20 protein-coding genes and 1 pseudogene are annotated in these 25,071 nt (G+C 34.7%); 7 read left to right on the plus strand and 14 right to left on the minus strand.

Going from position 1 to position 25,071, the window contains the following annotated elements:
• Positions 1-205: 205 nt before the first annotated feature.
• Entirely contained in the window at positions 206-799 is a 594-nt protein-coding gene (locus LNQ34_RS12185) for a hypothetical protein (RefSeq protein ID WP_229999923.1), read from the minus strand.
• A 198-nt stretch (positions 800-997) separates the two neighbouring features.
• Entirely contained in the window at positions 998-1,498 is a 501-nt protein-coding gene (locus LNQ34_RS12190; RefSeq protein WP_202701262.1) for a nuclear transport factor 2 family protein, read from the minus strand.
• 322 nt (positions 1,499-1,820) lie between these two features.
• On the opposite strand from LNQ34_RS12190, the gene LNQ34_RS12195 reads away from it, so the two are divergent.
• The gene (locus LNQ34_RS12195; RefSeq protein ID WP_229999925.1) at positions 1,821-2,879 is read left to right on the plus strand and encodes a serine hydrolase domain-containing protein; all 1,059 of its coding nucleotides are present in this window, start codon (positions 1,821-1,823) and stop codon (positions 2,877-2,879) included.
• Positions 2,880-2,936: 57 nt separating this feature from the next.
• On the opposite strand, the gene LNQ34_RS12200 is transcribed toward LNQ34_RS12195, so the two are convergent.
• Positions 2,937-4,127, minus strand: a complete 1,191-nt coding sequence (locus LNQ34_RS12200; protein ID WP_202701265.1) for a pyridoxal phosphate-dependent aminotransferase — start codon at positions 4,125-4,127, stop codon at positions 2,937-2,939.
• A gap of 69 nt (positions 4,128-4,196) precedes the next feature.
• Positions 4,197-5,291, minus strand: coding sequence for a fatty acid desaturase family protein (locus LNQ34_RS12205; protein ID WP_202701266.1), 1,095 nt, complete (start codon positions 5,289-5,291; stop codon positions 4,197-4,199).
• Positions 5,292-5,399: 108 nt separating this feature from the next.
• On the opposite strand from LNQ34_RS12205, the gene rsmG reads away from it, so the two are divergent.
• Positions 5,400-6,029 carry a 16S rRNA (guanine(527)-N(7))-methyltransferase RsmG gene (rsmG, locus tag LNQ34_RS12210; RefSeq protein WP_017497786.1) on the plus strand — a complete coding sequence of 210 codons (630 nt, stop codon included), beginning with the start codon at positions 5,400-5,402 and terminating at the stop codon, positions 6,027-6,029.
• A gap of 86 nt (positions 6,030-6,115) precedes the next feature.
• Here the strand turns inward: rsmG and LNQ34_RS12215 are convergent, their stop codons facing one another.
• On the minus strand, positions 6,116-6,847 hold the full coding sequence (locus tag LNQ34_RS12215; RefSeq protein ID WP_202701267.1) for a hypothetical protein: 732 nt from the start codon (positions 6,845-6,847) through the stop codon (positions 6,116-6,118).
• Between the two features lie 425 nt (positions 6,848-7,272).
• On the opposite strand from LNQ34_RS12215, the gene LNQ34_RS12220 reads away from it, so the two are divergent.
• The 3 genes from LNQ34_RS12220 to LNQ34_RS12230 all read left to right on the plus strand — a co-directional run bounded on the left by LNQ34_RS12220 (position 7,273) and on the right by LNQ34_RS12230 (position 11,215).
• Positions 7,273-8,373: a sensor histidine kinase gene (locus LNQ34_RS12220; RefSeq protein ID WP_229999927.1), complete on the plus strand. Its 1,101-nt coding sequence runs from the start codon at positions 7,273-7,275 to the stop codon at positions 8,371-8,373.
• On the plus strand, positions 8,370-9,089 hold the full coding sequence (locus tag LNQ34_RS12225) for a LytR/AlgR family response regulator transcription factor (protein ID WP_229999929.1): 720 nt from the start codon (positions 8,370-8,372) through the stop codon (positions 9,087-9,089). The genes LNQ34_RS12220 and LNQ34_RS12225 overlap by 4 nt, the downstream gene beginning before the upstream one ends.
• 377 nt (positions 9,090-9,466) lie before the next feature.
• Positions 9,467-11,215 (plus strand): CocE/NonD family hydrolase, encoded by a 1,749-nt coding sequence (locus LNQ34_RS12230; RefSeq protein ID WP_229999934.1) that lies wholly within the window; start codon positions 9,467-9,469, stop codon positions 11,213-11,215.
• Positions 11,216-11,256: 41 nt separating this feature from the next.
• On the opposite strand, the gene LNQ34_RS12235 is transcribed toward LNQ34_RS12230, so the two are convergent.
• Positions 11,257-11,961, minus strand: coding sequence for a LytR/AlgR family response regulator transcription factor (locus tag LNQ34_RS12235; RefSeq protein WP_229999935.1), 705 nt, complete (start codon positions 11,959-11,961; stop codon positions 11,257-11,259).
• Positions 11,962-12,064: 103 nt separating this feature from the next.
• Complete coding sequence (locus LNQ34_RS12240) at positions 12,065-13,117, minus strand: sensor histidine kinase (protein WP_229999937.1); 1,053 nt, start codon at positions 13,115-13,117, stop codon at positions 12,065-12,067.
• Positions 13,118-13,424: 307 nt separating this feature from the next.
• Here LNQ34_RS12240 and LNQ34_RS12245 point away from each other — a divergent pair, with 307 nt between their 5' ends.
• Positions 13,425-14,498: an NHL repeat-containing protein gene (locus LNQ34_RS12245; protein ID WP_229999942.1), complete on the plus strand. Its 1,074-nt coding sequence runs from the start codon at positions 13,425-13,427 to the stop codon at positions 14,496-14,498.
• 113 nt (positions 14,499-14,611) lie between these two features.
• Here LNQ34_RS12245 and pruA read toward each other — a convergent pair whose 3' ends face one another.
• The 7 genes and pseudogenes from pruA to map form a co-directional block, all read right to left on the minus strand.
• Positions 14,612-16,237: an L-glutamate gamma-semialdehyde dehydrogenase gene (pruA, locus tag LNQ34_RS12250; RefSeq protein ID WP_229999943.1), complete on the minus strand. Its 1,626-nt coding sequence runs from the start codon at positions 16,235-16,237 to the stop codon at positions 14,612-14,614.
• A 154-nt stretch (positions 16,238-16,391) separates the two neighbouring features.
• Entirely contained in the window at positions 16,392-16,778 is a 387-nt protein-coding gene (apaG, locus tag LNQ34_RS12255; RefSeq protein ID WP_041517556.1) for a Co2+/Mg2+ efflux protein ApaG, read from the minus strand.
• Positions 16,779-16,857: 79 nt separating this feature from the next.
• Positions 16,858-18,120 carry a type IX secretion system plug protein gene (locus LNQ34_RS12260; protein ID WP_229999945.1) on the minus strand — a complete coding sequence of 421 codons (1,263 nt, stop codon included), beginning with the start codon at positions 18,118-18,120 and terminating at the stop codon, positions 16,858-16,860.
• Positions 18,121-18,202: 82 nt separating this feature from the next.
• The gene (locus LNQ34_RS12265) at positions 18,203-21,109 is read right to left on the minus strand and encodes a DEAD/DEAH box helicase (RefSeq protein ID WP_229999947.1); all 2,907 of its coding nucleotides are present in this window, start codon (positions 21,107-21,109) and stop codon (positions 18,203-18,205) included.
• A gap of 121 nt (positions 21,110-21,230) precedes the next feature.
• On the minus strand, positions 21,231-22,004 hold the full coding sequence (locus tag LNQ34_RS12270) for a class I SAM-dependent methyltransferase (RefSeq protein ID WP_026110123.1): 774 nt from the start codon (positions 22,002-22,004) through the stop codon (positions 21,231-21,233).
• A gap of 79 nt (positions 22,005-22,083) precedes the next feature.
• Positions 22,084-22,456, minus strand: a pseudogene (locus LNQ34_RS12275) (GxxExxY protein).
• 61 nt (positions 22,457-22,517) lie between these two features.
• Positions 22,518-23,336, minus strand: coding sequence for a type I methionyl aminopeptidase (map, locus tag LNQ34_RS12280; protein WP_017497801.1), 819 nt, complete (start codon positions 23,334-23,336; stop codon positions 22,518-22,520).
• A 264-nt stretch (positions 23,337-23,600) separates the two neighbouring features.
• Between map and LNQ34_RS12285 the strand changes: the two genes are divergently transcribed.
• Positions 23,601-24,854 carry a DUF445 domain-containing protein gene (locus LNQ34_RS12285; protein ID WP_229999949.1) on the plus strand — a complete coding sequence of 418 codons (1,254 nt, stop codon included), beginning with the start codon at positions 23,601-23,603 and terminating at the stop codon, positions 24,852-24,854.
• The last annotated feature ends 217 nt before the right edge of the window (positions 24,855-25,071 follow it).

Here is a 25,071-nt window from a genome sequence, read left to right on the forward strand (position 1 = left end):
AAAGTTCTTATAAATATTTCGAGTTTGCTAATGCTGAGGTGTTTTTTTTGGAATTGTTAACTTATATGGAATGATGATGATTAAGGTTGTTGTTTTTATTTGTTTTCAGATGATTTTAATCTGTTCATTACTTGTTAGGGACTAAAAAAGATCACCGGATGGTTTTTAATAAGTAATCTTTTGAACTAAGATACTTTTTGATTTATTAATCTAAAGGGAAAGTATATCCTAAGCCTAATATCGCAGACGATTGCTTAGCTGCTGGGTGAAAGTATCCCGAAATTGCAATTTCAAAATTATTTTTTCGGCCAATGGCTAATCCAAGACTAAAGGGAATGTGTAATAACATGTCGCTTTTGTTGAAATTAACCCCTGGTGTAAAGGTTTCAAATTTACCTATCGAAGTACCAATTCCCCCTTCAATAAAAGGGGCTACCCAAGGAATTGGTGCACACAGACGTACTTTTGTTCCGACTAAAAAAGCATTGGTTGTTACTTTGTATTGCGGTTGATTTTGTAAATTCTGATTTTTATCAACTGATGTAAATATAGCTCCTGCATATGGACGTATACTAAACCATGATTTTACTCCAATGATATATTCTCCCTGTAAATAAAAACCTCCTCCCATAACATCGACTTCCTCTTGATTACCATAGTTTTCAATATAATAAGAACTGCTTGAGGCAAAGCCTATAGAACCTTTAATGGCATTACCTGTTGCTTGGGATTTTGCCTCATTGTTAAAAAGTAAACTAAGGATTGTAATTAAGAAAGAATTGCGTAATGTTAGATTCATAAAATATTTTTTGGTTGGCGCGAAAATAATAAAATATTTTTAAATTCTGATAAACCAAGAACTACTTGGTTTACTGACTAAGTGGTTTTCTTTCTCGAAAAGGAAGTTTCAAATATTAAGATAATTTTTTTGCTTTAATTGTAGTCAAAGTACTTTTGCTAGTAGTTAGTTATAAGTACTTAATTAGTTTTATCTTTTTTAATGCCCATAGCTAATGACTCGGGTAATTTTCCAGCCTATAGGGGTGTTTTTCCAGATATGAGTAAATTTATAGGTACCACAGTTGATGAGCTCTCCCTTTTCAAGTCGGCAGAATTTATGCAATCCGGTTTGTATGGCTCCATAATCTTTAATGGGGTAAACTTCAATGCTTCCTTCTACCAGAACTCTTCTTGTGTATCCATAATTGGTGAAAATTCGTCGGAAGTTTTCCATTGTTTTTGTATAGTCGTCTAGTCCTCCCGTATCATGAAAGAATTCAAGGTCTTCTGCGAATAAAGTTTTTAATTTTTCTAAATCACCTTTGTTAGCAGCTTCAAAAACAACTCCGTCCATTTTTACAATGGTATCAAATAGTTCTTTAGATATCGGTGTATAGGGTTTTGATTCGGTTATGGTTATTTTTTTGGTTACGGTACAGGATGTTATGAACATTCCTATTGTGAGCAATAATACGATTGTAGCAATTATATTTTTCATGTTTATTGTTTTTAAGGAGAACCTTGTAAAAAACAGATTCAATAATTTTTTTATTGATTTGTTAAAAATACTAATAAAATGATTTAAAAATATGGGGTTGTTAGGGGAGTGCTAAAATGTAATTTGTTCTGCTGCAGCTTATTTTTTGGGTTAGGGATAGGAGCGATATCCTTTTGCTTTTTTCTTTAAAAAGCAAAAGATACAGCGAATAGCCCGGTTCGCCGCGGCGAAATCCCCCGTAAATTCTAAAAATATACTCTCTGTAACCTTTAGCAGATAGAAGTCGTCAAAGCTTTTATCAATCAGACTAAATAATCACAAAATGAAAGCCTTCTTAAAATCGTTTATTGTTCTGTTTCTAATTATCTGTTCGGGACTGTCGGCTCAGAGTTTAGAAATCCAAATAGATAATTTAATTGCCTCAAAGTTTCAACCTGAAAATCCCGGGGCTGTTTTTCTGGCGGTTAAGAAAGGAAAAGTAGTGTATCGAAAAGCTTTTGGAATGGCCAATTTAGAAATGGATGTTCAAATGAAACCCGAGTCTGTTTTTGAAATCGGATCCATGACCAAACAATTTACGGCAGTTGCTGTTTTGATGCTGGCAGAGCAGGGGAAGCTTAAACTTGATGATGAAATCACGAAGTTTATTCCCGATTATCCAACAAATGGGAATAAGATTACTGTACATCATTTACTAACGCATACTTCAGGAATTAAAGATTTTACGAGTATGAAAGCTATAAAAGATATTGCCAGACAAGATTTGTCTCCAAAAGAACTGGTAGATTTTTTTAAAAATGAACCCATCGATTTTAAGCCGGGTGAAAAATATAAATATTGTAATTCGGGATATGTGCTTTTGGGGTATATCATTGAAATGGTTTCCGGACAGACTTATGAAGCCTTTATAACACAGCATATTTTTAAGAAAATCGGAATGGAAAATACCTATTACGCGAGCCATGATAAAATGATTAAAAACAGGGTTTCGGGTTATCGAGAGAGGGATGGTTTTATTAATGCCAATTATATCAGTTTCTCTATTCCGTATGCTTCGGGTTCGATACTATCAAATGTTGATGATCTGTTGAAATGGCAATATGCAATAAATGCGAATACCTTATTAAATCCCGCTTCTACAAAGAAAGCATTTGTAAATTATAAGCTAAATGATGGAACAAATATTGATTATGGATATGGATGGCATTTAGAAAAAGTAAAGGATAAAATTGTTCGCGAGCATGGGGGAAGTATTTTTGGCTTTAAATCGATGGGGGTTTACGAACCGACAGAACAGGTTTATGTAGTAGGATTGAGTAATTGCGATTGCAATTCGCCGACTGCAATTACAAAAGAGATTGCTTCATTTTTAATCGACTAGATAAAAAAAAGGGTGTTTTCTTTGGAAAACACCCTTTTTTTTATTGTTTGTATGTCGTTATACCGTCAAAGCTTCTTTGATTCTGCGTAATGCTTCTTTTAAGATATCGTCGCTTGTAGCATAAGAGAAACGGATACAATTTGGGTTTCCAAAGGCATCACCAGTTACCGTTGCTACGTTGGCCTCTCCTAAAAGATACATCGAAAGATCGTTTGCATCTTTAATTTCAGTTCCTCTTAATGTTTTTCCGAAGAAAGAAGAAACGTCAGGGAAAACATAAAAAGCTCCTTCCGGAACGTTGATTTTTACACCAGGAATTTCTTTAAGTAATCCAACAACTAAATCTCTGCGAGTATGGAAAGCCTGAACCATGTGGTTTAATACACTCGGATCGGCTTCTACAGCTGTAATTGTGGCACGTTGTGCTACAGAATTTGCTCCGGAAGTTACTTGTCCCTGGATTTTTACACACGCTTTTGCAATGAATTCAGGAGCTCCGATATAACCAATTCTGTATCCTGTCATAGCAAATGCTTTTGCAACTCCGTTTACAGTGATCGTTTTTTCTAACATTCCCGGAATTGATCCGATGCTGCAGAAAGTCCCTGAGAAATTGATGTGCTCATAAATTTCGTCTGAAACTACATAAATATTTGGATGTTTTTCCAACACTTTTGCAAGCGCTGTCAATTCTTCTCTGCTGTATACAGATCCGGATGGGTTGCAAGGAGAAGAGAACCACATCATTTTTGTTTTTGGTGTGATGGCAGCTTCTAATTGCTCAGGCGTCATTTTGAAATCAGTATCTACAGAAGTAGGAACTTCAACCGGAACTCCGCCTGAAAGTTTTACGATTTCAAAGTAAGAAACCCAGTAAGGTGCCGGTAAAATAACCTCGTCACCATCGTTTAACATTACTTGGGCAATATTGTATAAAGATTGTTTTGCACCTGTAGAAACCACAATTTGAGATGGTTTGTATTCTAATGCATTGTCTCTTTTGAATTTTTTGCAGATTGCTTCTCTCAATTCTAAATAACCTTCTACCGGAGAATAAGTACTGTAGTTTTCGTCTACTGCTTTTTTAACTGCTTCTTTAATGAAATCCGGCGTATTGAAATCCGGCTCTCCTAAACTTAAACTGATAATGTCTTTTCCCTGTGCTTTTAATTCGCGTGCTAAAGCAGCCATTGCTAAAGTTTGTGATGTCGCTAAGTTGTTGATTCTGTCTGAAAGAATATGATTCATTATAAAATTTTTGAATGTCTTTAATTTCAACTTTAATTAAAGACGGTTAATGATTAATAGTTTCTTATTTTATGCTAGCTCGGGTTTTATTCCAAGATCTCTTAAGTGTCTGTAATGTGCTAATACAGCTCCTCTCATCGTTTTGAATTCATGATAAGGCAAGTTGCATTCGATGGCAGTTTGTTTTACAATTTCGGCAATTTTTCCGTAGTGGATATGACTGATATTTGGAAAAATGTGGTGTTCAATTTGATGGTTTAAACCTCCTGTGAACCAGTTGATTATTTTGTTTTTTGGTGCAAAATTAGCAGTGGTATACAATTGGTGAATGGCCCAGGTGTTTTCCATTTCCCCTTCTTCATTCGGAACCGGATTTGAAGTTTCTTCTACTACGTGTGCCAATTGAAAAACGATACTTAAAATTAATCCGGCAGTATAATGCATAACGAAAAATCCGATCACTACTTTCCACCATATTACACCTAAAATCATTGGTAAAGCCATCCAGATTAAAACATAGATGATTTTTGTGATTACGAGAACGGTCCATAATTTAGTTGGACTTTGTGGTGCTCCGTAGGATAATTTTCTTTTCAGGTAATTTTTCATTTGCTTGAAATCGGTTGTTAGAGCCCAATTAAAAGTCAAAAGTCCGTATAAGAAAAAAGAATAGTAATGTTGGAATTTGTGAAAACGGTGCCATTCTGCATTTTGGGTAAAACGAATGATTCTTCCGGCATCAAGATCTTCATCATGACCGTGAATGTTCGTATAGGTATGGTGAAGTACATTATGTTGTACCTGCCAGTTGTGAACGTTTCCGGCTAATACGTAAATACTTCCCCCCATGATTTTGTTGATCCATGATTTAGAAGAGTACGACCCGTGATTTCCATCGTGCATGACATTCATACCAATTCCGGCCATACCAACTCCCATAAGGATATTTAGGAGTAATTGTGCCCAGAAAGGCATGTTAAGCGTTAATATTAAGAAGTATGGTGTTAAGAAAACAGCGAAAAGAATAATGGCTTTTAAATGCAGCTTCCAGTTTCCTGTTTTCTGAATATTGTTCTCTTTGAAGTAATTGTTTACTCGTGAGTTAAGCGTTCTGAAGAACTTCAGATTGTCTTGCTTCGCAAATGTAGGCGCAGTGTTATTCATAATTAATTTAAATAGGTTTCAAAGGTAATTATTATAAATTTTCAATTTGCAAAATTGAGTTAAATATTTCAATCGTAAAGTACTACTTTTGTTAAAAAAATTAGAGCAATGGATGAGATATTGAAATATTTTCCGGATTTGACTGAACTTCAAATCCAGCAATTTCAAAAGTTAGACTTTTTATACCACGATTGGAATGAAAAAATCAATGTTATTTCAAGAAAAGATATTGATGCTTTATATACAAAACACATTTTGCACTCGCTTGGAATTGCTAAAATTATGAAGTTTGAACCGGGGGCAACGGTTTTGGATGTGGGTACCGGAGGTGGGTTTCCCGGAATTCCGTTGGCCATTCTTTTTCCTGAAACCCGTTTTTATCTGATCGATGTGATAGCAAAAAAAATTAAGGTGGTTCAGGGAGTTGTAGATGCGTTAGAATTGAAAAATGTTAAAGCAGAACAAAAGCGTGCTGAATTGGTGAAAGGTGATTTTGATTTTATTGTAAGTCGCGCAGTAACCAATATGCCGGATTTTGTTTCTTGGGTAAAAGGTAAAATAAAGAAGCAGCATAAGCACACTTTGAAAAATGGAATTCTATATTTAAAGGGAGGAGACTTAACAGAAGAATTGGCAGCTTTTCCAAAAGCTACTTTATATGATTTGTCGACTATTTTTGAAGACGAGTTCTTTGAAACTAAAAAGGTGGTCCATTTGCCTTTAAAGTTCACTGTTTAGAAGCTATAAAAAAGAACCCAATAATGCTTGTCTGTTTTCAGAGCATTATTGGGTTTTGCATTTAAAATAGTATTAGTAAATCATAATTAGGAAACTTTTTGTGATAGTTGCAGGAACGGATTACTTTTTTGATCTGAATTTTGGATGTATTTATTCACCGCTTTTTCTGATGCCATGATGGTATAGCGAAATTTAGGATTAAAGAAAAAATCTCGGCAGATTACTGATTCGTTATGGGAATCGTATACCTTTTCATCCGTTTCATCAAGATCTTCATTTGTATACGGACACGGATACAGATAAGTTAATTGTATAAGAATATTGTTGAACCAATTGTCAAATTTTTTTCTCTTAGGCGTTATATGACGGGCAAGCAGTACCAGTCCTGTAATTTCATTTTGTAAAAAGTAAGACCCTTTTCTATATCTTACATCGATCATTCTCACGGTCATATGTGCCACCCATAATGGCCCATCTATAGGCCCTGAAGCCGGAATGTCAAAATTAGGGTCAAATAATAAAGGACTTGATAACTCCGGATCTTTAATTGAACACCAAAGTGCTTCGATGCGTTTTTCGGTATCAGTGATACTTGTATTATGGCCTATAAAACGCCAGTAGATCCATTCCAGTAAAGCAGCGCTAAGTCCTACCGTTGCTTTATGATTAATATTTAACAATGCAGTTTCGAGTTCTTTGTATTCATCCAGAGGATCTAAGAACTTTTCCATCTTCTTTTTATTCCATTTGAAATCAATTGGATGCCCAATATGTTTTGAGTTTAGAATAATCTGCGGAGCATTTTTCAAGCTTTTCATAAGTCAATTGTTGATTTTTTAGTTGATTCCTTTGTTGAAACTGGATTGTATAGTAATTGTTTATGAAGTTTATTTCTCGTTTTTTTGAGGTTAAAATTTATGTTTTTTCTTGGGGTTATACTGCAAATTTATATTGGTTTTTTCTCTTTTAATGTAACGATAGGATATATAAATAACATGATAAGACAAAGTTGTAATTTGGAATGATTCTAAATATAAATGAAGGAAAAAACGTATTTTTATCATTAGCATTGATTTTTTTTGTAAGTAAAAACATCTATTTTTATAAGGTTTTAAAAGACAGATACAAGTAGGGTCGATTTAAGATCCGGTTTTAGTCTGTTTTATGTGTTAATTCAGGAAAGAACGTCATTCGTCCGCAGTTATCTTTCGCTTATGTACTTTTATTTGCTCAATCTCTGTTAGTGGAATATCTTTACTACAGCATAACAGTTTTTGACTTGAGAATGATGGTAAAATTATCTGCATATTGGAAAATTCAGCTCGTTGGATGGATGGTAACCTCCTTGTATTGGGGGATTTCAGCTTTTTTTGGAAGCAGTTTTATGTGGACAATTGGGATAGCTGATTTTGTGTTAGATGTGTTTATCGGTATTTCATTAACGCATCTTTACAGAAATTTTGCTTTGATAAGAGGTTGGAATAAGTTCAGTCTGAAAAAATTGGTTCCAAGAATAGTGTTGAGTGTTCTTATACTTTCTGTGTTGTACATGCTTTTGATTGTGGGGAAACTTTACCTTGTTCGGCTATTTGTTTTAAAAAGCACATCAATTTCATTTATTTCGTTTTTACAATCCACGCAGTTGCAGGTTTTTATTACAGGTACCAGACTAATGTCTATTTGGGTGCTGGCTTATCATCTGTATCATTATTCAAGATTAGAGATTGAAACCGTAAAAGAAAATGCCAGATTGTCTATTATATTAAAAGAAGCACAATTGAATAATCTGAGTACACAGCTTAATCCGCATTTCTTTTTTAATTCACTGAACAGTATTAAGTTTTTGGTGTTAGAAGATCCGCATTCAGCGCGACGGGCGATTGACCTTTTATCTGATCTGCTTCGGAATTCTTTAAACAATAATATAGGAAATTTAGTAGCCTTAAACGATGAAATCAGTCTGGTTAGGGATTATTTGGAGCTGGAAAAAATTCGATTTGAAGAACGTCTACAGGTGGAAATTGAAGTAGATCAAAAGCTGTCTGATCATTTAGTTTTACCTTTAAGTATTCAGACACTGGTGGAGAATGCGATAAAACATGGAATTGAAAAAAGAAAAGAAGGAGGAGCTGTTACCGTAAAAATAGAGCAGGCGGGCAATTTTATAAAAATCAGTGTTCAAAATTCGGGGAAGCTTCATAAAGAGATTAAAGATTTTTCAGGTATTGGATTGAGTAATCTGAAAGAGAGATTACTGTTGCAATACAAAGGAAGAGCTTCTTTTGAAATTAAAGAAATGGAGAGCGAAACCGTTTTGGCAACTATTTTATTCCCATCAGAATGAGAAAGATAAAAGTTATAATAGTAGACGATGAACGTTTGTCCAGAGAAGAACTAAAAAGGGCACTAAAACCGCATGAAGATTTTGTTCTTGTAGGAGAAGCAGGAAATGCTGATGAAGCCAAAAGTCTGATTGAAGCCAAAATGCCGGATCTGATCTTTTTGGACATTCAGATGCCTGAAAAATCCGGTTTCGATTTACTGGAATCTCTCGATAATGCACCGGCAGTACTTTTTACAACAGCTTATAATGAATATGCTGTGCGGGCTTTTGAAGTAAATGCTTTAGATTATTTAATGAAACCGATTAGGGAAGAACGTTTTGCAAAAGCAATCGATAAAATAAGAAATACTTTATCCGGAAAGTATTCTTTGGGAGATGTTGCAGTAAAAGACCGTAAGATTTTCATTAAAGATGGAGAGAAAAGATTCTTTATTCAGTTGGATGAAATTTATCGGATCGAATCTCTTGAAAATTACACCAGACTTTTTTTTCAGGATAAAAAAGCTCTTCAAAGACGTTCCCTCCGCCAATGGGAAGAAATGCTGGATGTGAATGTTTTTTTTAGAATAAACAGAACCGAAATTATCAACCTTAATCACATTCGGGAAGTTAACAGAACCGCTAGCGGCAAACTGGAAGTAAAGTTAAAAACGGGAGAACTCTTAGAAGTTTCAAACCGTCAGGCCGTGAAATTTAAAAATCTTAATGGGATTTAACTTAAAAAAAAACTGTTAGATGTAATTATTTTTTAACACATAGAAACATAGAAGTAACATTCTTAAATAAGGCGTTTCACTTATTTTAAACGCACAGAGGTAGCCTATGTGTAAGAAACATGTTTTTATGTGTTAAATGATTTATTTATTAATTACACCGAACGGGTTTAAAAAGAGATGTCCGTTCTTTTTAAATCGCTTTAACAAAAAGAAGAAGTCATAAAAAATCAGGCCGTTTTTAAATTTATTAAAAACAGCCGGACGCAGTGTGTTGTATTTGGAATAAAGCTCCGGAAAATAAATTCAGATACCGCATGATTACTTCTTTTTTCAATCATTTTAAAATTTTAATAAAACCATTTAAACAAAATAACACAATGAAATTAATTCTAAGTTTTGTATTTTTTGTCTGTTCGGTAATCCAGACATTTTCGCAGCAGACTATGGCGACGAGATCAAAAGATCAGGAAAGCGCTTATGACATTCAGGATAGTGTGATGATTAAAACCAGAGACGGTGCTTTAATATCAGCAATCGTTGTTCGGAAAAAGGGAGATTTAACTCCCAAGCCGGTTATCTATCAGCATACCATTTATGCCAGAGAAAAAGGCAGAGATCTCAAATCTTTAAAAACAGCGGCAGATAAGGATTATATAGGAGTCATGTCGTATTCACGCGGGAAACGATTTAGTCCTGACGAAATAATGCCTTATGAAAACGAGACTAATGATACTTATGATGTTATCGACTGGATTAGTAAACAGGAGTGGTGCAACGGAAGCGTCGGGATGTATGGCGGAAGTTATAACGGGTTTACGCAATGGGCAGCGTGTAAAAAAATGCATCCTGCACTTAAAACGATAGTTCCGTATGTTGCTTCCAGACCGGGAATGGGTTTGCCTATGGAAAATAACGTTTTTATAAATCCTAATTACGAATGGACGTTTTATGTTGGAAATAACAAATATCTGGATACGGTTGCGGGAAATGACAGACAGCGCTTCAGGAATATGCAGTTTAAGTGGTGGGAAACCGGTGTGGCTTACAAAAAAATGGATAGCATTGACGGTAGTCCGAACCAGTCCTTTCAAAAGTGGATCAAACACCCGTCATTTGACAAATACTGGCAGAAAATGGCACCGTACGAAAAAGATTTTGCGCAGATCAATATTCCGGTTTTAGCCATTGACGGTTACTATAATGATTCTCAAAATTCAGGGTTGTATTATTTGAGAGAATTGGAGAAATACAATCCTAAAGCTAACACTTATTTAATCATTGGTCCGTATGGTCATTTTGGTGCGCAAGTAGGGGGTGATGCTGTTCTGAACGGTTACAAAGTAGATGAGGTGGCTTTAATCAATACCTATAAAATAACCTATCAATGGTTTGATTATATTTTGAAGGGTAAACCCAAACCGGCAATCTTAAAAGACAGAGTCAATTATGAGGTAATGGGGGCTAATGAATGGAGAAGCGCTCCGTCTATTGCTAAAATGAGTAATAGTGTGTTAACGTTGTATCTTGCCAATGATCCGATAGAGAAAGGAAAATTTTACTCGTTGAATGCCATAAAACCGGTTAAGAAAAGTTATTTGCCGCAGGAAGTTGATTTTGCAGACCGACAAACCATTAATAACGATTATTATCCCGATCCTATTATTGATAACGAAGTAGACACGTCCAATGGTTATGTTTTTATAAGCGAACCTTTTAGTCAGCCGATAGTGGTAAATGGGGCATTTTTTGGGGAGATAAAAGCGAGTATCAATAAAAAAGATATGGATATTGGAGTTACCTTGTTTGAAGTAACGCCAGATGGGAAATATTTTGAGCTGTCTTATTTTATAGGCAGGGCAAGTTATGCGAAGGATATTACAAAAAGAAATTTGCTTCAGCCCAATAAAATAGAAAGTATTCCTTTTTCAAATACTCGTGTGGTGAGCAAACAACTGAGTAAAGGAAGTAGATTGTTGATTACTTTGAATGTAAACAAAAACTCATTTTCGGAATTGAATTATGGAACGGGGAAGGAGGTCAGCAGCGAGACTATTAAAGATGCTAAAGTGCCTCTGAAAATCAAATGGTACAATGATAGTTTTGTAAAAATTCCGGTTTGGAAATAAAACTAAAAATTCCAATCTTATTCATTTTAAGATTGGTTTTTTTATTTCAGTAAAGCGGTATCTAAATGATGTAACCAGTTTTCTTTATAGCTATTTCCTATTGGTATTTCGACCGTATTTATTTCAACTTCATTCTTAGAATAAGCGGTTAGTTTTTTGATCTGAATGATATAAGAGCGGTGAACACGGACAAAATTAGCATCTAATTGTTTCTCAAAAACAGAAATATTCTGCTTAATATGATGTGATTTTCCGTGTTCGAGATGAATGGTAATATAATCTTTTAGGCTTTCAACAAATAAGATATCATCAAATACAATTTTAATATTTCTGCTTCCGCTGGTTACAAAAATATGATTTTCAGAGTCTGATTTTGTTTCCTTTTTCAAAGGCTGTACTTGTTTGAATTTTTCTATCGAGACAAAAAAACGGTCAAAAGTTATAGGTTTTAAGAGATAATCAATGACATTAAGTTCATAACCTTCTATGGCATATTCCCGATAAGCAGTCGTGAAAATTACCTTAGGCGGATTTTTTAATTTCTTTAAAAATTCATTGCCTTTTAAGAGTGGCATTTCTATATCCAGAAAAATTAAATCGACTGTGTTTGTTTCTAAAAAAGTATAAGCTTTAAGTGCATTTTCGAAAGAATCGATAAGTTCGAAATTTTCAAAATTCACTAAATGAGAAGCAATTAATTCTCTTGCCAAAGGTTCGTCGTCAATGATGATGCATTTGTATTTCATTCAAAAAAAGAATATTTTTTAGAAAATCTAAGTTAAGGGTTTTGAGTCAGTTTTGGTTATAGCTCTAAAAAATCTTAGGAGTTTTCATTTTGTGATCTTAAAATTAAATGTTGAGGTAAAGTTTAACGGCATAAGTAATTTCCGTTTCTTCAATTTCTAATTGATGTTTTTGGGGATATAATAAATCCAATTGTTTTCGAACATTTTCTAAGCCAATTTTAGATTTATCCGAGATTTTATTAAAATCGTTTTTAGGTTTTGTGTTGTCAATGCTAAAAATGATTTGTTGTTTGTTGCTTTCTAAATGCAAAAAAATCATTGCTTTTTCGGTTTCGTTAATTACCCCATGTTTAAAGGCGTTTTCGATAAAAGTTAATAGAATTAGAGGAGATATCTTGTTGCTTACTTCGATGTTTTTAGTAAATGAAATAGTCAATCTGTTTTCGCTGTAGCGTAATTTTTCCAGACCAATATAATTTTCAATTAACGCAATTTCTTTTTCGATCGATACATAATCTTCGTTGCAGCGATAGAGAACAAAATCTAAAATTTCAGATAATTTAGCAATAACTTCAGGCGCTTTTTCATCTTTTTTTAAAGTTAAAGTGTATAGATTATTTAATGTATTGAAAAGGAAATGTGGATTCAGTTGATTTTTTAGAATCTTCAGTTCCATTGATTTTTTTTCTTCTTCTAATTTTAAAAGGCGTTGTTGTTTACGGTTAAAACTTATAAAACCTAAAATAATAACAGGATAGGTAAGGAACGAGAATTCTCTCAGCATCAATTTAACCGAAGTTAATCTTTCGATAACGGTCATTTTATGCCCAAGCCAATCATCAAAGAAACCTGGGAATTTTGGTTCGAGATAATAAAATTTTAAAATCATTAAAAGGGCAAAAATGAAATAGAGCCAGCCCAATGCGGAAATTGTAAAAAGTAAATATTTCTTTTTATTTAGTGTGTGGGGAATAATCCAATAAATCAGACCATACCCAACAGCTGCCTGTGCTCCAATTTTCCAGGAATATATAAATAGAAAAGCATAAGAATTTTCGTTGTCAGATTTATTCGAAAAATAAAAAAATAAAAAGAAAATCCAGTAGAAACAATGAAGAGCTGCTCTTTTTAAATCAATTTGTTTGATGAAATTCATAGGATATTTTAAATAGGAGCAAGATAACAAAATATAGAAATAAGCTTTGTTTAGGACTATAAATAATAAGATTTTGCCTTCAATAACAGCAGTTCGGCATACGAATACAACAGAATTGAATTATTCATTATTTGATTGCTAAAACTACCTTTTCAGTTGCGCCTGTAATGATCAGAAGTTCTTCCAATTATATTCGCTTAAAAATAATTAGGATCAAATTTATCCTTGTATTGATTCTATTTCTGAGTGACATGCTGAAGTAAAATCGCCTTAAAATAATAAACGGACCTAAAACGAAATGAAAAAAATGATTAAACACACAATTGGTATTCTGATTTTAATAAGTTCTTTAAACTTATTTTCGCAAGAAAAAAAACAAGAAATTAAATACAACGAGGCTTCCAGAGCAATCAGGCCTACTTTGTTTGCAGACTTAGGCGAAACTTGCCAAACTCCGGACGGGATGGCTCTTGATAAGAAAGGAAATTTATTTCTTTCGATTACAAATGCAATTTCATTTGAAAAGTACGGCAGTAAAATTTTAACTTTCGATAAAAATGATAAACCGATAACCTGGTTCGACAAATTACCATTGCATCCTGTTACACAAAAAGTACATCCGATGGGAATGGAGTTTGGCCCTGATGGGAATCTATATATTATGGACAATCAGTTTTTTGCTGGAAAAGAGAATTTCTCGAGATTAATTAGAATTATAGTAAAAGACGGAAAACCAATAAATGCTGAGGTTTTGGCCGAAGGATTTAATTTTGGAGAAGCCATAAGATGGTTTAAAAACCGAATTTACATAACGGATGCTTTGTTTGAAAACAGAAGAGAAAGCGGAATTTATAGTTTTTCGTTAGAGGAATTAAATAAGAAAAAGATTGTCCTGGATTCATCAAATAAGAAAAATTATCGGATTGCAACTTTTATCTTAAAACCTGAAGTTACCAAGAGAACAATTGGGATTGATGGAATTGCTTTCGATAAAAAGGGAAATCTATATGCAGGAAATTTTGGTGATGGAGTAATTACTAAAATAGAATTCTATAGTGATGGAAAAGTAAAATCTAAAAAGGTTGTTTTTGATTCGGATAAATTAAAATGTTGCGATGGTTTTTTTTATGATAAAAAGCGAAACTCTATTTTCATTGCCAATTATGAAAATAATAGCGTGCACCAATTAAATTTAGATACAAATACTATTTCTTTAATTTGGGAAAATGATAATGCTGACGGTTCTGACGGGCAATTGGATAATCCTTGTGAGACTATTGTTTATAAAGGAAAACTGTTAGTTGTGAACTATGATACTTTTGAAGGAGAAAAAAACAAAGAAGCAGATCGTTTTCATACTATTTCCAGTTTTAAATTATAAATCCTGTTCAGAAATAAAAAGCAATAGGTTAAACAAAGCAAAAGCCAAATCTAAATTTTTAGATTTGGCTTTTTGGTATTAACTTTAAGACTTTTGACTTTCCAGCTTTAAGACTATCCTAAGAAAGGATATCTGTAATCTTCAGGAGTTACAAAGGTTTCTTTAATGGTTCTAGGAGATGCCCAACGCAATAAGTTCAGTGCAGAACCTGCTTTATCGTTAGTTCCTGAAGCTCTTGCTCCACCAAAAGGTTGCATTCCTACAACAGCTCCTGTTGGTTTATCGTTGATGTAGAAGTTACCTGCAGCATTTTGTAATTTTACTGTAGCTACTTCAATTGCATAACGATCCTGGCTAAATACCGCTCCTGTTAAAGCGTACTCAGAAGTAGTATCTACTAATTCTAAAGTTTCTTCCCATTTAGCATCTTCGTAAACATAAATAGTGATTACAGGTCCGAATAATTCGGTTTCCATTGTAGTATATTTTGGGTTTGTAGTTACGATAACTGTTGGCTCAATAAAGTAACCAACTGATTTATCGTAGTTTCCACCAACGATGATTTCAGCATCAGCGTCTTTTTTAGCCTGGTCGATGTAGCTCGCCAATTTATCAAAAGAACCTTCGTGGATAACCGCTGTAATAAAGTTTCCGAAATCTTCCGGAGAACCCATTTTCATTGATTTTACATCGGCAACTAATTGTTCTTTAACTGTTGGCCATAAACTTTGCGGAATATAAGCTCTTGAAGCTGCAGAACATTTTTGTCCCTGAAATTCAAATGCACCACGGGCAATTCCTGTAGCCACTTGTTTTACGTTAGCGCTTGGGTGTGCAATGATAAAATCTTTACCACCAGTTTCTCCAACGATTCTTGGGTAAGTTTTGTAGTGGTGAATGTTAGCACCAATTTTAGCCCAGATGTCTTTAAATACATGAGTTGATCCTGTAAAGTGAACTCCTGCAAAATCACGGCTTGCTAAAACAGTATCTGTAATCATTAAGGCATCACCAAAAACAACATTGATAACTCCATCAGGAACACCTGCTTCTTTGAAAATATCGATAATGATTTTTGCAGAGAAAACCTGACTGTCGCTTGGTTTCCAAACCACAACATTACCCATCATAGCAGCACTTGCAGGAAGATTAGCAGCGATAGCAGTAAAGTTGAAAGGAGTAATCGCGTAAACGAAACCTTCAAGAGGTCTGTATTCTAAACGGTTCCACGTAGAAGAATCTGATTTTGGCTGATCTCCGTAAATCTGAGTCATGAATTCTACATTGTAACGTAAAAAGTCGATTAGCTCACAAGCAGCATCAATTTCTGCCTGATGAATATTTTTAGACTGACCGATCATTGTTGCTGCATTAATGCGGGCTCTGTATGGTCCTGCAATAAGCTCAGCAGCTTTTAAGAAAATAGCAGCACGTTGTTCCCATGCCATATTTGCCCATGCTTTTCTTGATTCAAGAGCGTTGGCAATCGCTTTTTCGATATGTTGTTTTTCAGCTAAATGGTAGGTTCCTACGATATGTTTGTGATCGTGAGGAGCTGATATTGTTCTTGTATTTCCAGTTCTGATTTCTTCGCTTCCGATGTATAACGGCACGTCGATTTTAGAGTTCCATAAAGTAGTGTAAGCTGCCTGAACTGCTGCTTTTTCTGGTGAATTAGGTGCGTATCCTTTTACCGGTTCGTTTACCGCTTTTGGTACGTGAAAGAATCCTTTTAGCATGTTATTTAAAATTAGATAATTAGACAATTTAAGAATTAGACGATTTGATTGTTACGAATAATCTAACGCTGCACAAAAGTACAAAGGATAAATTAATAATTTGACAAATTTGTGATTAAGATAACGATAAAAAAGGGAGTTTTAAACCTAATTTTTAGTTTAAAGCAAAAGGAGCACACATTCTGAAAGTTGGAACAATTACTTTGAATGTTTTGGTAGTGGTAAAGTTGATCATATTAAAATGACCTTTCATTGCACCATAAGGAGATGACAATAAACAGCCTGAACTATAAGTGTGATTTTCGCCGGGTTTTAAAACCGGTTTTTTCCCAATAACACCTTCACCGTCAACAATCTCAAGGTCGTTCAAAGAGTCAAAAATTTCCCAGTGACGAGAAGTTAACTGAACAGAATCTTTGCTGTGATTTTCGATTGTAACGACATAGCTAAAAGCAAAGTGAATCTTATAGTTCTTGAAGTAAGTACCTTCAAAACTAGTCAAAACAGATATTTTTATGCCTCTTGTTATCTGAGAAACCATACTAAAGTAGTATATATGTGTGCGTTATAGGTGCAAAGCTACGAAAAAAAATCTTTCTGCCTAAATCCTTAACAATGTTTTAATTTATGATGTTTATCGAGCTTGCATTTCCTTTGCCAATCACTCTCTGGTATCGATCTGTACTTTTTCTGTAATACACCAGGATGGTGTATTCATTTTCAGTCTGATAAAAGTTACCGTCTATGGCATTTTCATAATCAATCACTCCTTTTTTATCGGCAACTGTATATTGAAAAGCGGTAAAACCCTGTTTGATCATTACGGCTTTTTCAAATATACCTTTATCGGAATTGTAATCCATTTTGTATTCCGGAGACAGGCTGTAATTGTTGAACATCCCGCTGATATAAATGTCCTTATTCGAGGCTCTGAAAGTTGGGGCCGACAGACTGAAATATACCCAGGCATAGTCAGCTTCGATTTCATTGTTGGAAGCATTGATATTCTTCACTACGAAATTTCCGTTTACATCCTGATTGTTCGAGTAAATCTGATTGGCTCTTGCCAGATTGGTAAACAAATAAGAGTTATAAATGTCGCCGCTGCTTCCTACCTTGGCTACATTGGTGCTAGCCGCACGTATGTCTTTGTTTTCAAAATACAAAAACTCATTACCACCCCAAAACTGAGTTTCTTTATCGTATTTGTACACCAGCTGATTCCTAATGGTGTATTGAGGCACAATATTTTTAATAGAAGTGTTAAAGTTGCCATTCTGTAGCAGCAGCACTTTTACATTTTGCAGCGGAGTCTGAAAAACAATATCATTAGAGCTGATGTTAAAATCCAGATTTTGTTTGTGTTCTATGTTAGACAAATCCCGGCTTCTTTTTACCTGAGTTGCTACAGTACAGTGATTTTCGTATAAGATAAATTTTCTGGATAGCACAACTTCTCTGTCTTCATTTAAAATACGAAGCATATAATTGCCGGAAATACGCAGCTGACTGGTAAACTGATTCGGGAAAGGAAGTCTGTAATGTGAATAGATTTGAAGTGTATTAAACGAATTTAAATAATCAGTAATTCGCTGATTGTCAAAACCGCTGATGTAGTCTGTTTTCGGAATATCAGACGGTTTCCAGTTGTAATCGCAGTGTATCACTTCAAAATAATAATTGGCTTCATTACCAAATAAATCGTCAAATTGAAATTGAAAGGCTTCCCCCAATTCGAAGATCGGAATCACATTACTACCGTTCTGAACAAAAGAGACGGTTTTAATATTGTAAGGCGGATTTACTTCCGTTTGTACTTCCTGAGCAGTAGCCGAAGCAAAAATGAAAAATATAAGGAGATTTCTAAACAATTTTTTTGGCATCTTATTAAGTTGTAAGATTGTAAATATAACAATTTTATAGAACGTAATAGGATGCCGTTTTGCAGGTTTTGAAAACAATTGATCAGGAACCCAGCAGGTATTCGAGATTAGCTTCAATTTCGTCGCTGATATGACTTTCTTCCAAAAGCGAATCCGAGAGCAGTTTTTTGTTTTCCTGTAACTTGATGATTTTTTCTTCGACTGTGTTTTTTGAAATGAAACGAACTACGTTTACTTTGTTCAATTGTCCGATACGATGTGCTCTTCCCACTCCTTGTTTCTCTGCAAAAGGATTCCACCAGGGATCAAGGAATAAGACATACGAAGCCTTGGTAATGTTGAGACCAACGCCACCCGCCTTAAGGGAAATGAAGAATAACAAAGGGGTTTCTTTTTCCTGAAATCGTTTTACCTGCTGTTCTCTTTTTGGTGACGGAGTTTCGCCGGTAATCTCACAATATTCTATTTTGTTTTCTTTACACCAATCCGTATAAAAATTCAAATTGGTCACAAAGGAGCTAAAGATGATGACTTTTTGTTTTCCCTTGACTAAGTTTTTCAGGTAATTCGTAACGGCAATGTATTTTCCGGAATCTACTTCAGAATCCTGATCAACCATTTTGGGATGATTGCTCAGCTGTCTCAGCTTCATTAAAGTGTTGATAATGCTAATTTTATCAGGACCTGACCCATCCGTTTTTAGTAAAAAGTTACGTGCTTTTGATTTCTCTTTTTCGTATAGTTTTTCCTGTTCAGTATCCATATTGCAGTAATAAACCTGCTCTGTCAATTCAGGTAAATCTTTTAAAACCTGTTCTTTAGTTCTTCTTAAAATATAGGGCTGGATTAGGTTTTTTAATTCATTTAAAACTTCTTCGTTCTGTTTTTTCTCAATAGGATTTTTGAAATTTTCCATGAAAAAAGCATAACTGCCCAAGATATCCGGATTTATAAACTGCATCTGCGACCATAAATCGTCAAGTGAATTTTCAATAGGTGTACCACTCAATGCAATTTTATGCCCCGTGCTGATTTTATTGATGGCTTTGAAAATCTTAGAATCTTTGTTTTTAATGTATTGACTTTCATCTAGAATCAAATAACGGAAATCATATTTTTCTAAAATGGAAATATCCCGATGAACAATGCTGTAACTCGTAAAAATTAAATCGGTCGAATTTAATCTACTTGCCAGTAATTTTCGGTCATTGCCCACGTATTGCATTTTTGAAAAATGAGGTGTAAACTTTCCTGCTTCATTGTACCAGTTAAAAACCAAAGAAGAAGGGAGAACGATCAAGGCCTTCAGTGGTTCTCTTTCGATAGTCGTATCGTTTGAGAATAAATCAAAATTGGTCGTTTTGGTCGTAAAGCCCAGTTGTTCCTGTACCGCAACTAAAACTGCTAAAGTCTGCAGCGTTTTTCCAAGTCCCATATCATCGGCCAAACACGCGCCAAGATTGGCATTAAAGTGACCCAAAAGCCATTTTACACCATCAATCTGATACGGTCTCAAGGTTGCTTTTAATAAATCGGAAGCTGTAAATTCAGCTTTATGAATCTGGTCCGGATCATTGGCGATTTCTGAAATTCCGTCTAAAGCAGTAAAATTACTTTTACGCAACAAAACAGTTCCGTTTTCTGTCTTTGCCAATTTTGCCAGAGAACCGTATTTACTAAACCATTCCAGCGGAATCAAAAAGTAATTTCCGTCAGGCAACATAAAGAGTCTTTCTTTGCTTTTTATGTTTGGAATGATTTCGCTGAAATTGATTTTATAAGGACCAATTGTGATGATTATTTTAATGTCGAACCAATCGGCTTTTGTTTCTTTTGCAATTGAAATGGTGTTGCTTTCGGTGATGATTTCTTTGCTTTCGAGTTTGAGATTCTGAATGGTAAAACCCAGACTTTCGAGTGGTTCTTTATGGTCAATAATGAATTGAATATTGACATAAGGATCAGAAGTCTCAACATCTGAACTCAATCCAAACAATTCATTTTTGATTTTTGTTAAACCCAGACGGAGTAATTTGTCTGTATAGGAAATCTCATTAGCGCTTCGTTTAAACTGAATAATTTTAGGTTCGTTTGCAACACTAAAATCAACAAAAGAGTGCGTTTTTTTAGTTTTACCCGCATCAAACGAATAGCCGTTATAGTCAAAAAAAAGGTTGAGGTAATAACAGTTTTTAAAGAAATCAAAAACAGGCTGAATCGTGCAGGAGATAATGGTGTCACGAAGCTCAATTTCAAAGCCGGTAGATTCGATGTCGATTTTTTTGGCTATTTCCGGAATGAAATTCTTGAAGTAATTGTCAACTAGTTTTGACGGTATTTCGATTGATTTCTTCTTTAAAAAAGGCAGCAGTTTTTTAGAATTAAGTTCTTTTAATTGCCCAAGTTTTTTGTCGATGATCAACCAGCTTGGTTCGTCCAAAAGAATATCCACACTTTTATCCATTGGTAAAAATGTGGTTTCGCCTTCTTTTAAAGATAAAGTATAAGTAATGCCTTCGGCGTGTTTGTCAAATTGAATCTGAGGTTCAAATTCTAACGGATTTGTATCGACTCTCCAACGATAAAAATCCTTTTCCGCACTCATATTAGCAGAGAATGGAAATTGTTCTTTTACAATTAGATTGTAAAAGGATTCTAAGTTAAATTTTAAATGCTGACGAATGGCAAATTCAATTTTGGAGTCTTTTTGTAAATCGGCAATTGTTTTAGCCGATTTGATTTTGGCGCTGAATTTCTTGAAAATAAAATCAGGTTTTAAAGAGTCGCAAGCCGTCAGTATTTTTTTTGTATTGGAATCTAAATTTTGAAAAAGAACTCCAAAACTTTCAAGTACATCTGTACTCGCTTTTTTGTCCAGATATTTGATATCATCGGTATTCTCAATGATATAAGCTGTTGGGATATATATATTCAGGTTTTTTTCAAAACTGATGTCAAAGCAGAACTGAAATGATTTTGTAGGTTCCAAGATTTAGGGATTTGGTTGGCTTATAATTTAGAGATTGGGCAAAAAAATAAAGAGTTTTCAAAATATCAATAATTTGAAAACTCTTTTTAAATGAACTTGTATCACTTATAGGGTGAAAGAATTAGTTTTCCTGTTTGAAGCAAAGCGGAATGATTTCGCCTTTTGCCAGACAATATTTTTCTACCAGTTCAGGAGAAATTTTATGAGTATAGTCTTCTTCGATAACGATAAAACCGATGCTTCTTAACTTGTCAAAATAATCACGGCCATAAATACGTACGTGGTCGTACTGACCAAATATTCTGGCACGTTCTTTTTGATCGGTGATGGTATCGTCAGCAAAAGTAACCGCTCTTGATAAGTCCTGCGGGATTTGAAGAATCGCCATTCCGCCTGGTTTTAAAACGCGAAATAACTCCTGCATGGCCTTAGTGTCGTCCGGAATATGTTCTAAAACGTGGTTGCATAAAATAACATCGTATTCATTGTCTTTAAAAGGCAAATTACAAATGTCTGCTTTTACATCTGCCAAAGGCGAGAACAAATCGGTTGTCGTGTAATCCAGATTTTTCTGTTTGCGGAATCTTTTGTAAAAAGCCTGTTCCGGAGCAAAATGCAATACTTTTTTAGGTGCTGTAAAAAAATCAGTCTGATCATTTAAATACAGCCACAGCAAACGATGCCTCTCTAACGAAAGTGTACTTGGCGAAAGCACATTGTTACGTTGTTTCCCGTATCCATAAGGTAAAAAACTTCTAAAACTTTTCCCGTCAATCGGATCAGTATATTTGCTTCCTCTTAATGATAAAGCTAAAACAGGACGTGCCACATAACTTAAACGAATTAATATTGGACGGGGTATTGTATTAAGTACTAATTTAAAAAGTTTCTTCACGGTAAATGTATTTGAACACGAATTTCACTAATTAACACGGATTAATGTTGTGGTGAAATTTCACGAACCTTGATTTGGGTTAAAGTATTATTCTTTTATATTTAAGGCTGTCTTCTCCAAAATTAACTAGTAGACCCAGTTTGTTTTGTGATGCGGCCAGGTAATTTAATGTTTGTTTTATTTCACTTGTTGTTAGAGCAGTAATTGCTTTTAGTTCTAGAATAATTTCGTCAAAAATAACAAAGTCTGCAAAATAGTAACTTGGCAATATAATATCTTTATAAACGATAATATCTTAATTCCCGTTTGTACGGGATATTGTTTTTTTGAAATTCATATTCTAAAGCATCACCATAAACCTTTTCACTATGTCCCTTTCCTAAAATTTTATGGACTTCCATACAGATTCCTATAATTTTATAAGACTCTTCTTTTAAATACAGCTCATTCATCATCTTCCTTCAGTGAAATTTTAAGTAACTTATTATTTCGTGCTAATTCGTGAAATCTGTGTTATAATACCAGCGGCACTTTTCGGAATTCATCTTCCTCATTGCTTTCGATTCCGAGGGCTTTATAGATGTATTGAAAAGTCGATAAGATTTCTGGTTTACCATCCACTAAAGCAACGTCGTGTTCGAAATGAGCACTTGCTTTTCCGTCTGCGGTAGTAATAGTCCAGCCGTCTTTGTGTTGTTTGATGTTTCGGGTTCCAAGATTGATCATAGGCTCGATGGCTACAACCATTCCTTCCACAAATAGTTTTCCGCGACCGCGTTTTCCGTAGTTTGGCATTTCTGGTTCTTCGTGCATTTTCTGCCCTAATCCGTGTCCTACCAACTCGCGAACCACTCCGTATCCGTGAGCTTCTGTATATTTCTGGATCGCATTTCCAACATCTTCCACGCGATTTCCGGCTTTAAATTCTCTGATTCCTACGTAAAGAGATTCTTTGGTTACTTTCAAAAGTTTTTTAACTTCAGGAGCAACTTCTCCAATTTCGAAACTATAGGCGTGATCACCGTGATACCCATTTTTGAATGCACCACAATCTACCGAAATAACGTCACCGTTTTTCAAAGGTGTATTGTTCGGAATTCCGTGTACAACCTGAGAGTTTGGACTCATACAAAGTGAATTCGGGAAATCATACAGTCCTAAGAAGCTTGGAACTGCACCGTGATCACGGATAAATTCCTCAGCCAGTTTGTCCAAATATAATGTAGTTACTCCTTCTTTGATTTCAGAAGCAATCATTCCCAATGTTTTAGATACGATCAAAGCACTTTCGCGCATTAATTCGATTTCTTCACGTGATTTTACAATAATCATAATTTCGGATTTTCAGTTCGCAAAAGTACAAATTTTAATATTATCTTTTTATTTAAAAATTTTTCGCCACGAATTCACGAATTAAAAGGAATGACAGGCGTTTAAAAATAACGAATTACTATTTATGCATAAAGTTCGCCAATAGAAATTTGTGAATTACTTCGTCCGTTCGCTAACGTTCGGGTCGTGGCGAACGGACAATGAAGAGGAATTATTAGTTCAGAGAAAAAACGTAAATTAGTAATCATTGAAATGAATTAAATTATGGAGACGTCTGTAGATCATGAAAATATAGTAAAGAAGAAAGCCCTGAAGCGGATGAAAAATAATGCATTGGGACTCTTAGGTATCGCAGTGCTTTTGTTTGTAGTAGCGGTTTATTTTGAGATTCCGATGCTTCAGGCTTTTAGTGAAGCGGCGATGGTGGGTGGTATCGCCGACTGGTTTGCAGTGGTGGCCTTATTTCGTCATCCTTTAGGAATTCCGATTTGGCATACGGCCATTATTCCGACTAAGAAAAATGAAATTGGTGAAAATTTAGGGAGTTTTGTTTCGGAAGAATTTCTGAATCGGGAGAAACTGGAAATAAAACTCGAAGAATTTAATTTTGCTACGAAAGCAGCTGATTGGCTTTCACAGGAGGAAAATGCCAATAAAATTGCCAGTGTTGTAGCTTTAAATATTATTCCCGGAGTTTTAAAAACGATAAAAGATGAAGATGTAAAGCGATTCATTCAGGTTCAGTTCAAAGAAAAACTGGAAGCAATCAACTTTGGAGATTGGGTAGCGCTGGCGTTAGAGCCTTTGCAAAAAGGAAATGTGAAAGAGGAGCTGCTGACCAATGTGCTGAATGTGATGAGTACAGAGCTTGCCAATAATAAAGACCTGATTCGGAAAAAAGTGAAAGCATCGACACCATTTTTAAGTTTTGGTTTGGCGGATAAAAGCATTACAGAGGGAGTTTTTAATGGGCTTGCTGATTTTTTAAACGAAGCAAAACATCCCGGAAGTGCAATCCGAATTAAGATAGACGAGTATGTGTATAATTTTCTGGATAAAGTAAAGCATTCAGAAGAGATGCGGGAGAAGATTAATACTGTGATACTGGGTTTTGCCGGAAAAAAAGAGGTTCAGGATTATGTCAACGGAATTTGGGATGAAATAAAAAGATCGATTTCAGCTGATTTGGAAAAGGGTGAGGAATCGTCAATTAAGAAAAATATTTCGGGTTTGATTCAGGGGTTCGGAAATGGATTAAAAGAAGATGCTGTTATGATCGATAAGATCAATAATTTCATCAAGAACGATTTGCTGTCGATGCTGCTAAACAATAAAAAAGTAATTGGAGATTTGATTTCGTCTACCGTGAAAAGCTGGGACGGGAAGGAGGTTTCAGAAAAATTAGAACTGGAAATAGGGAAAGATCTTCAGTACATCCGAATCAACGGAACTTTGGTAGGAGGTCTGATCGGACTTGTAATTTATGCCGTCGAATGGACGTATCATTATTTGGTTTAGCCTGTTGAATGTGATTTATAGATATTCTTTTCTGGCACATAAAGAGTTATGCTTTTGTGTGGTAAATGTTTTTCTCGCAGATTTAGCAGATTTTTTAATCTTTCTAACCGGTAGCGATTGTTTTATCACATAACACAGACTTGATACGTAAAAAAACATATTTCTTTTGCGTAGAAGGATATATATATAAAATGGATTATTGGTGTAGAGGTATTAA

The organism is Flavobacterium lipolyticum, assembly GCF_020905335.1.
Taxonomy (GTDB): Bacteria; Bacteroidota; Bacteroidia; order Flavobacteriales; family Flavobacteriaceae; genus Flavobacterium; species Flavobacterium lipolyticum.

Bases quoted from the DNA above. Each gene is read 5' to 3' on its own strand.
- LNQ34_RS12185 (WP_229999923.1), bottom strand. From the start codon at position 799: ATGAATCTAACATTACGCAATTCTTTCTTAATTACAATCCTTAGTTTA.
- LNQ34_RS12190 (WP_202701262.1), bottom strand. From the start codon at position 1,498: ATGAAAAATATAATTGCTACAATCGTATTATTGCTCACAATAGGAATG.
- LNQ34_RS12195 (WP_229999925.1), top strand. From the start codon at position 1,821: ATGAAAGCCTTCTTAAAATCGTTTATTGTTCTGTTTCTAATTATCTGT.
- LNQ34_RS12200 (WP_202701265.1), bottom strand. From the start codon at position 4,127: ATGAATCATATTCTTTCAGACAGAATCAACAACTTAGCGACATCACAA.
- LNQ34_RS12205 (WP_202701266.1), bottom strand. From the start codon at position 5,291: ATGAATAACACTGCGCCTACATTTGCGAAGCAAGACAATCTGAAGTTC.
- rsmG (WP_017497786.1), top strand. From the start codon at position 5,400: ATGGATGAGATATTGAAATATTTTCCGGATTTGACTGAACTTCAAATC.
- LNQ34_RS12215 (WP_202701267.1), bottom strand. From the start codon at position 6,847: ATGAAAAGCTTGAAAAATGCTCCGCAGATTATTCTAAACTCAAAACAT.
- LNQ34_RS12225 (WP_229999929.1), top strand. From the start codon at position 8,370: ATGAGAAAGATAAAAGTTATAATAGTAGACGATGAACGTTTGTCCAGA.
- LNQ34_RS12230 (WP_229999934.1), top strand. From the start codon at position 9,467: ATGAAATTAATTCTAAGTTTTGTATTTTTTGTCTGTTCGGTAATCCAG.
- LNQ34_RS12235 (WP_229999935.1), bottom strand. From the start codon at position 11,961: ATGAAATACAAATGCATCATCATTGACGACGAACCTTTGGCAAGAGAA.
- LNQ34_RS12240 (WP_229999937.1), bottom strand. From the start codon at position 13,117: ATGAATTTCATCAAACAAATTGATTTAAAAAGAGCAGCTCTTCATTGT.
- LNQ34_RS12245 (WP_229999942.1), top strand. From the start codon at position 13,425: ATGATTAAACACACAATTGGTATTCTGATTTTAATAAGTTCTTTAAAC.
- pruA (WP_229999943.1), bottom strand. From the start codon at position 16,237: ATGCTAAAAGGATTCTTTCACGTACCAAAAGCGGTAAACGAACCGGTA.
- apaG (WP_041517556.1), bottom strand. From the start codon at position 16,778: ATGGTTTCTCAGATAACAAGAGGCATAAAAATATCTGTTTTGACTAGT.
- LNQ34_RS12260 (WP_229999945.1), bottom strand. From the start codon at position 18,120: ATGCCAAAAAAATTGTTTAGAAATCTCCTTATATTTTTCATTTTTGCT.
- map (WP_017497801.1), bottom strand. From the start codon at position 23,336: ATGATTATTGTAAAATCACGTGAAGAAATCGAATTAATGCGCGAAAGT.
- LNQ34_RS12285 (WP_229999949.1), top strand. From the start codon at position 23,601: ATGGAGACGTCTGTAGATCATGAAAATATAGTAAAGAAGAAAGCCCTG.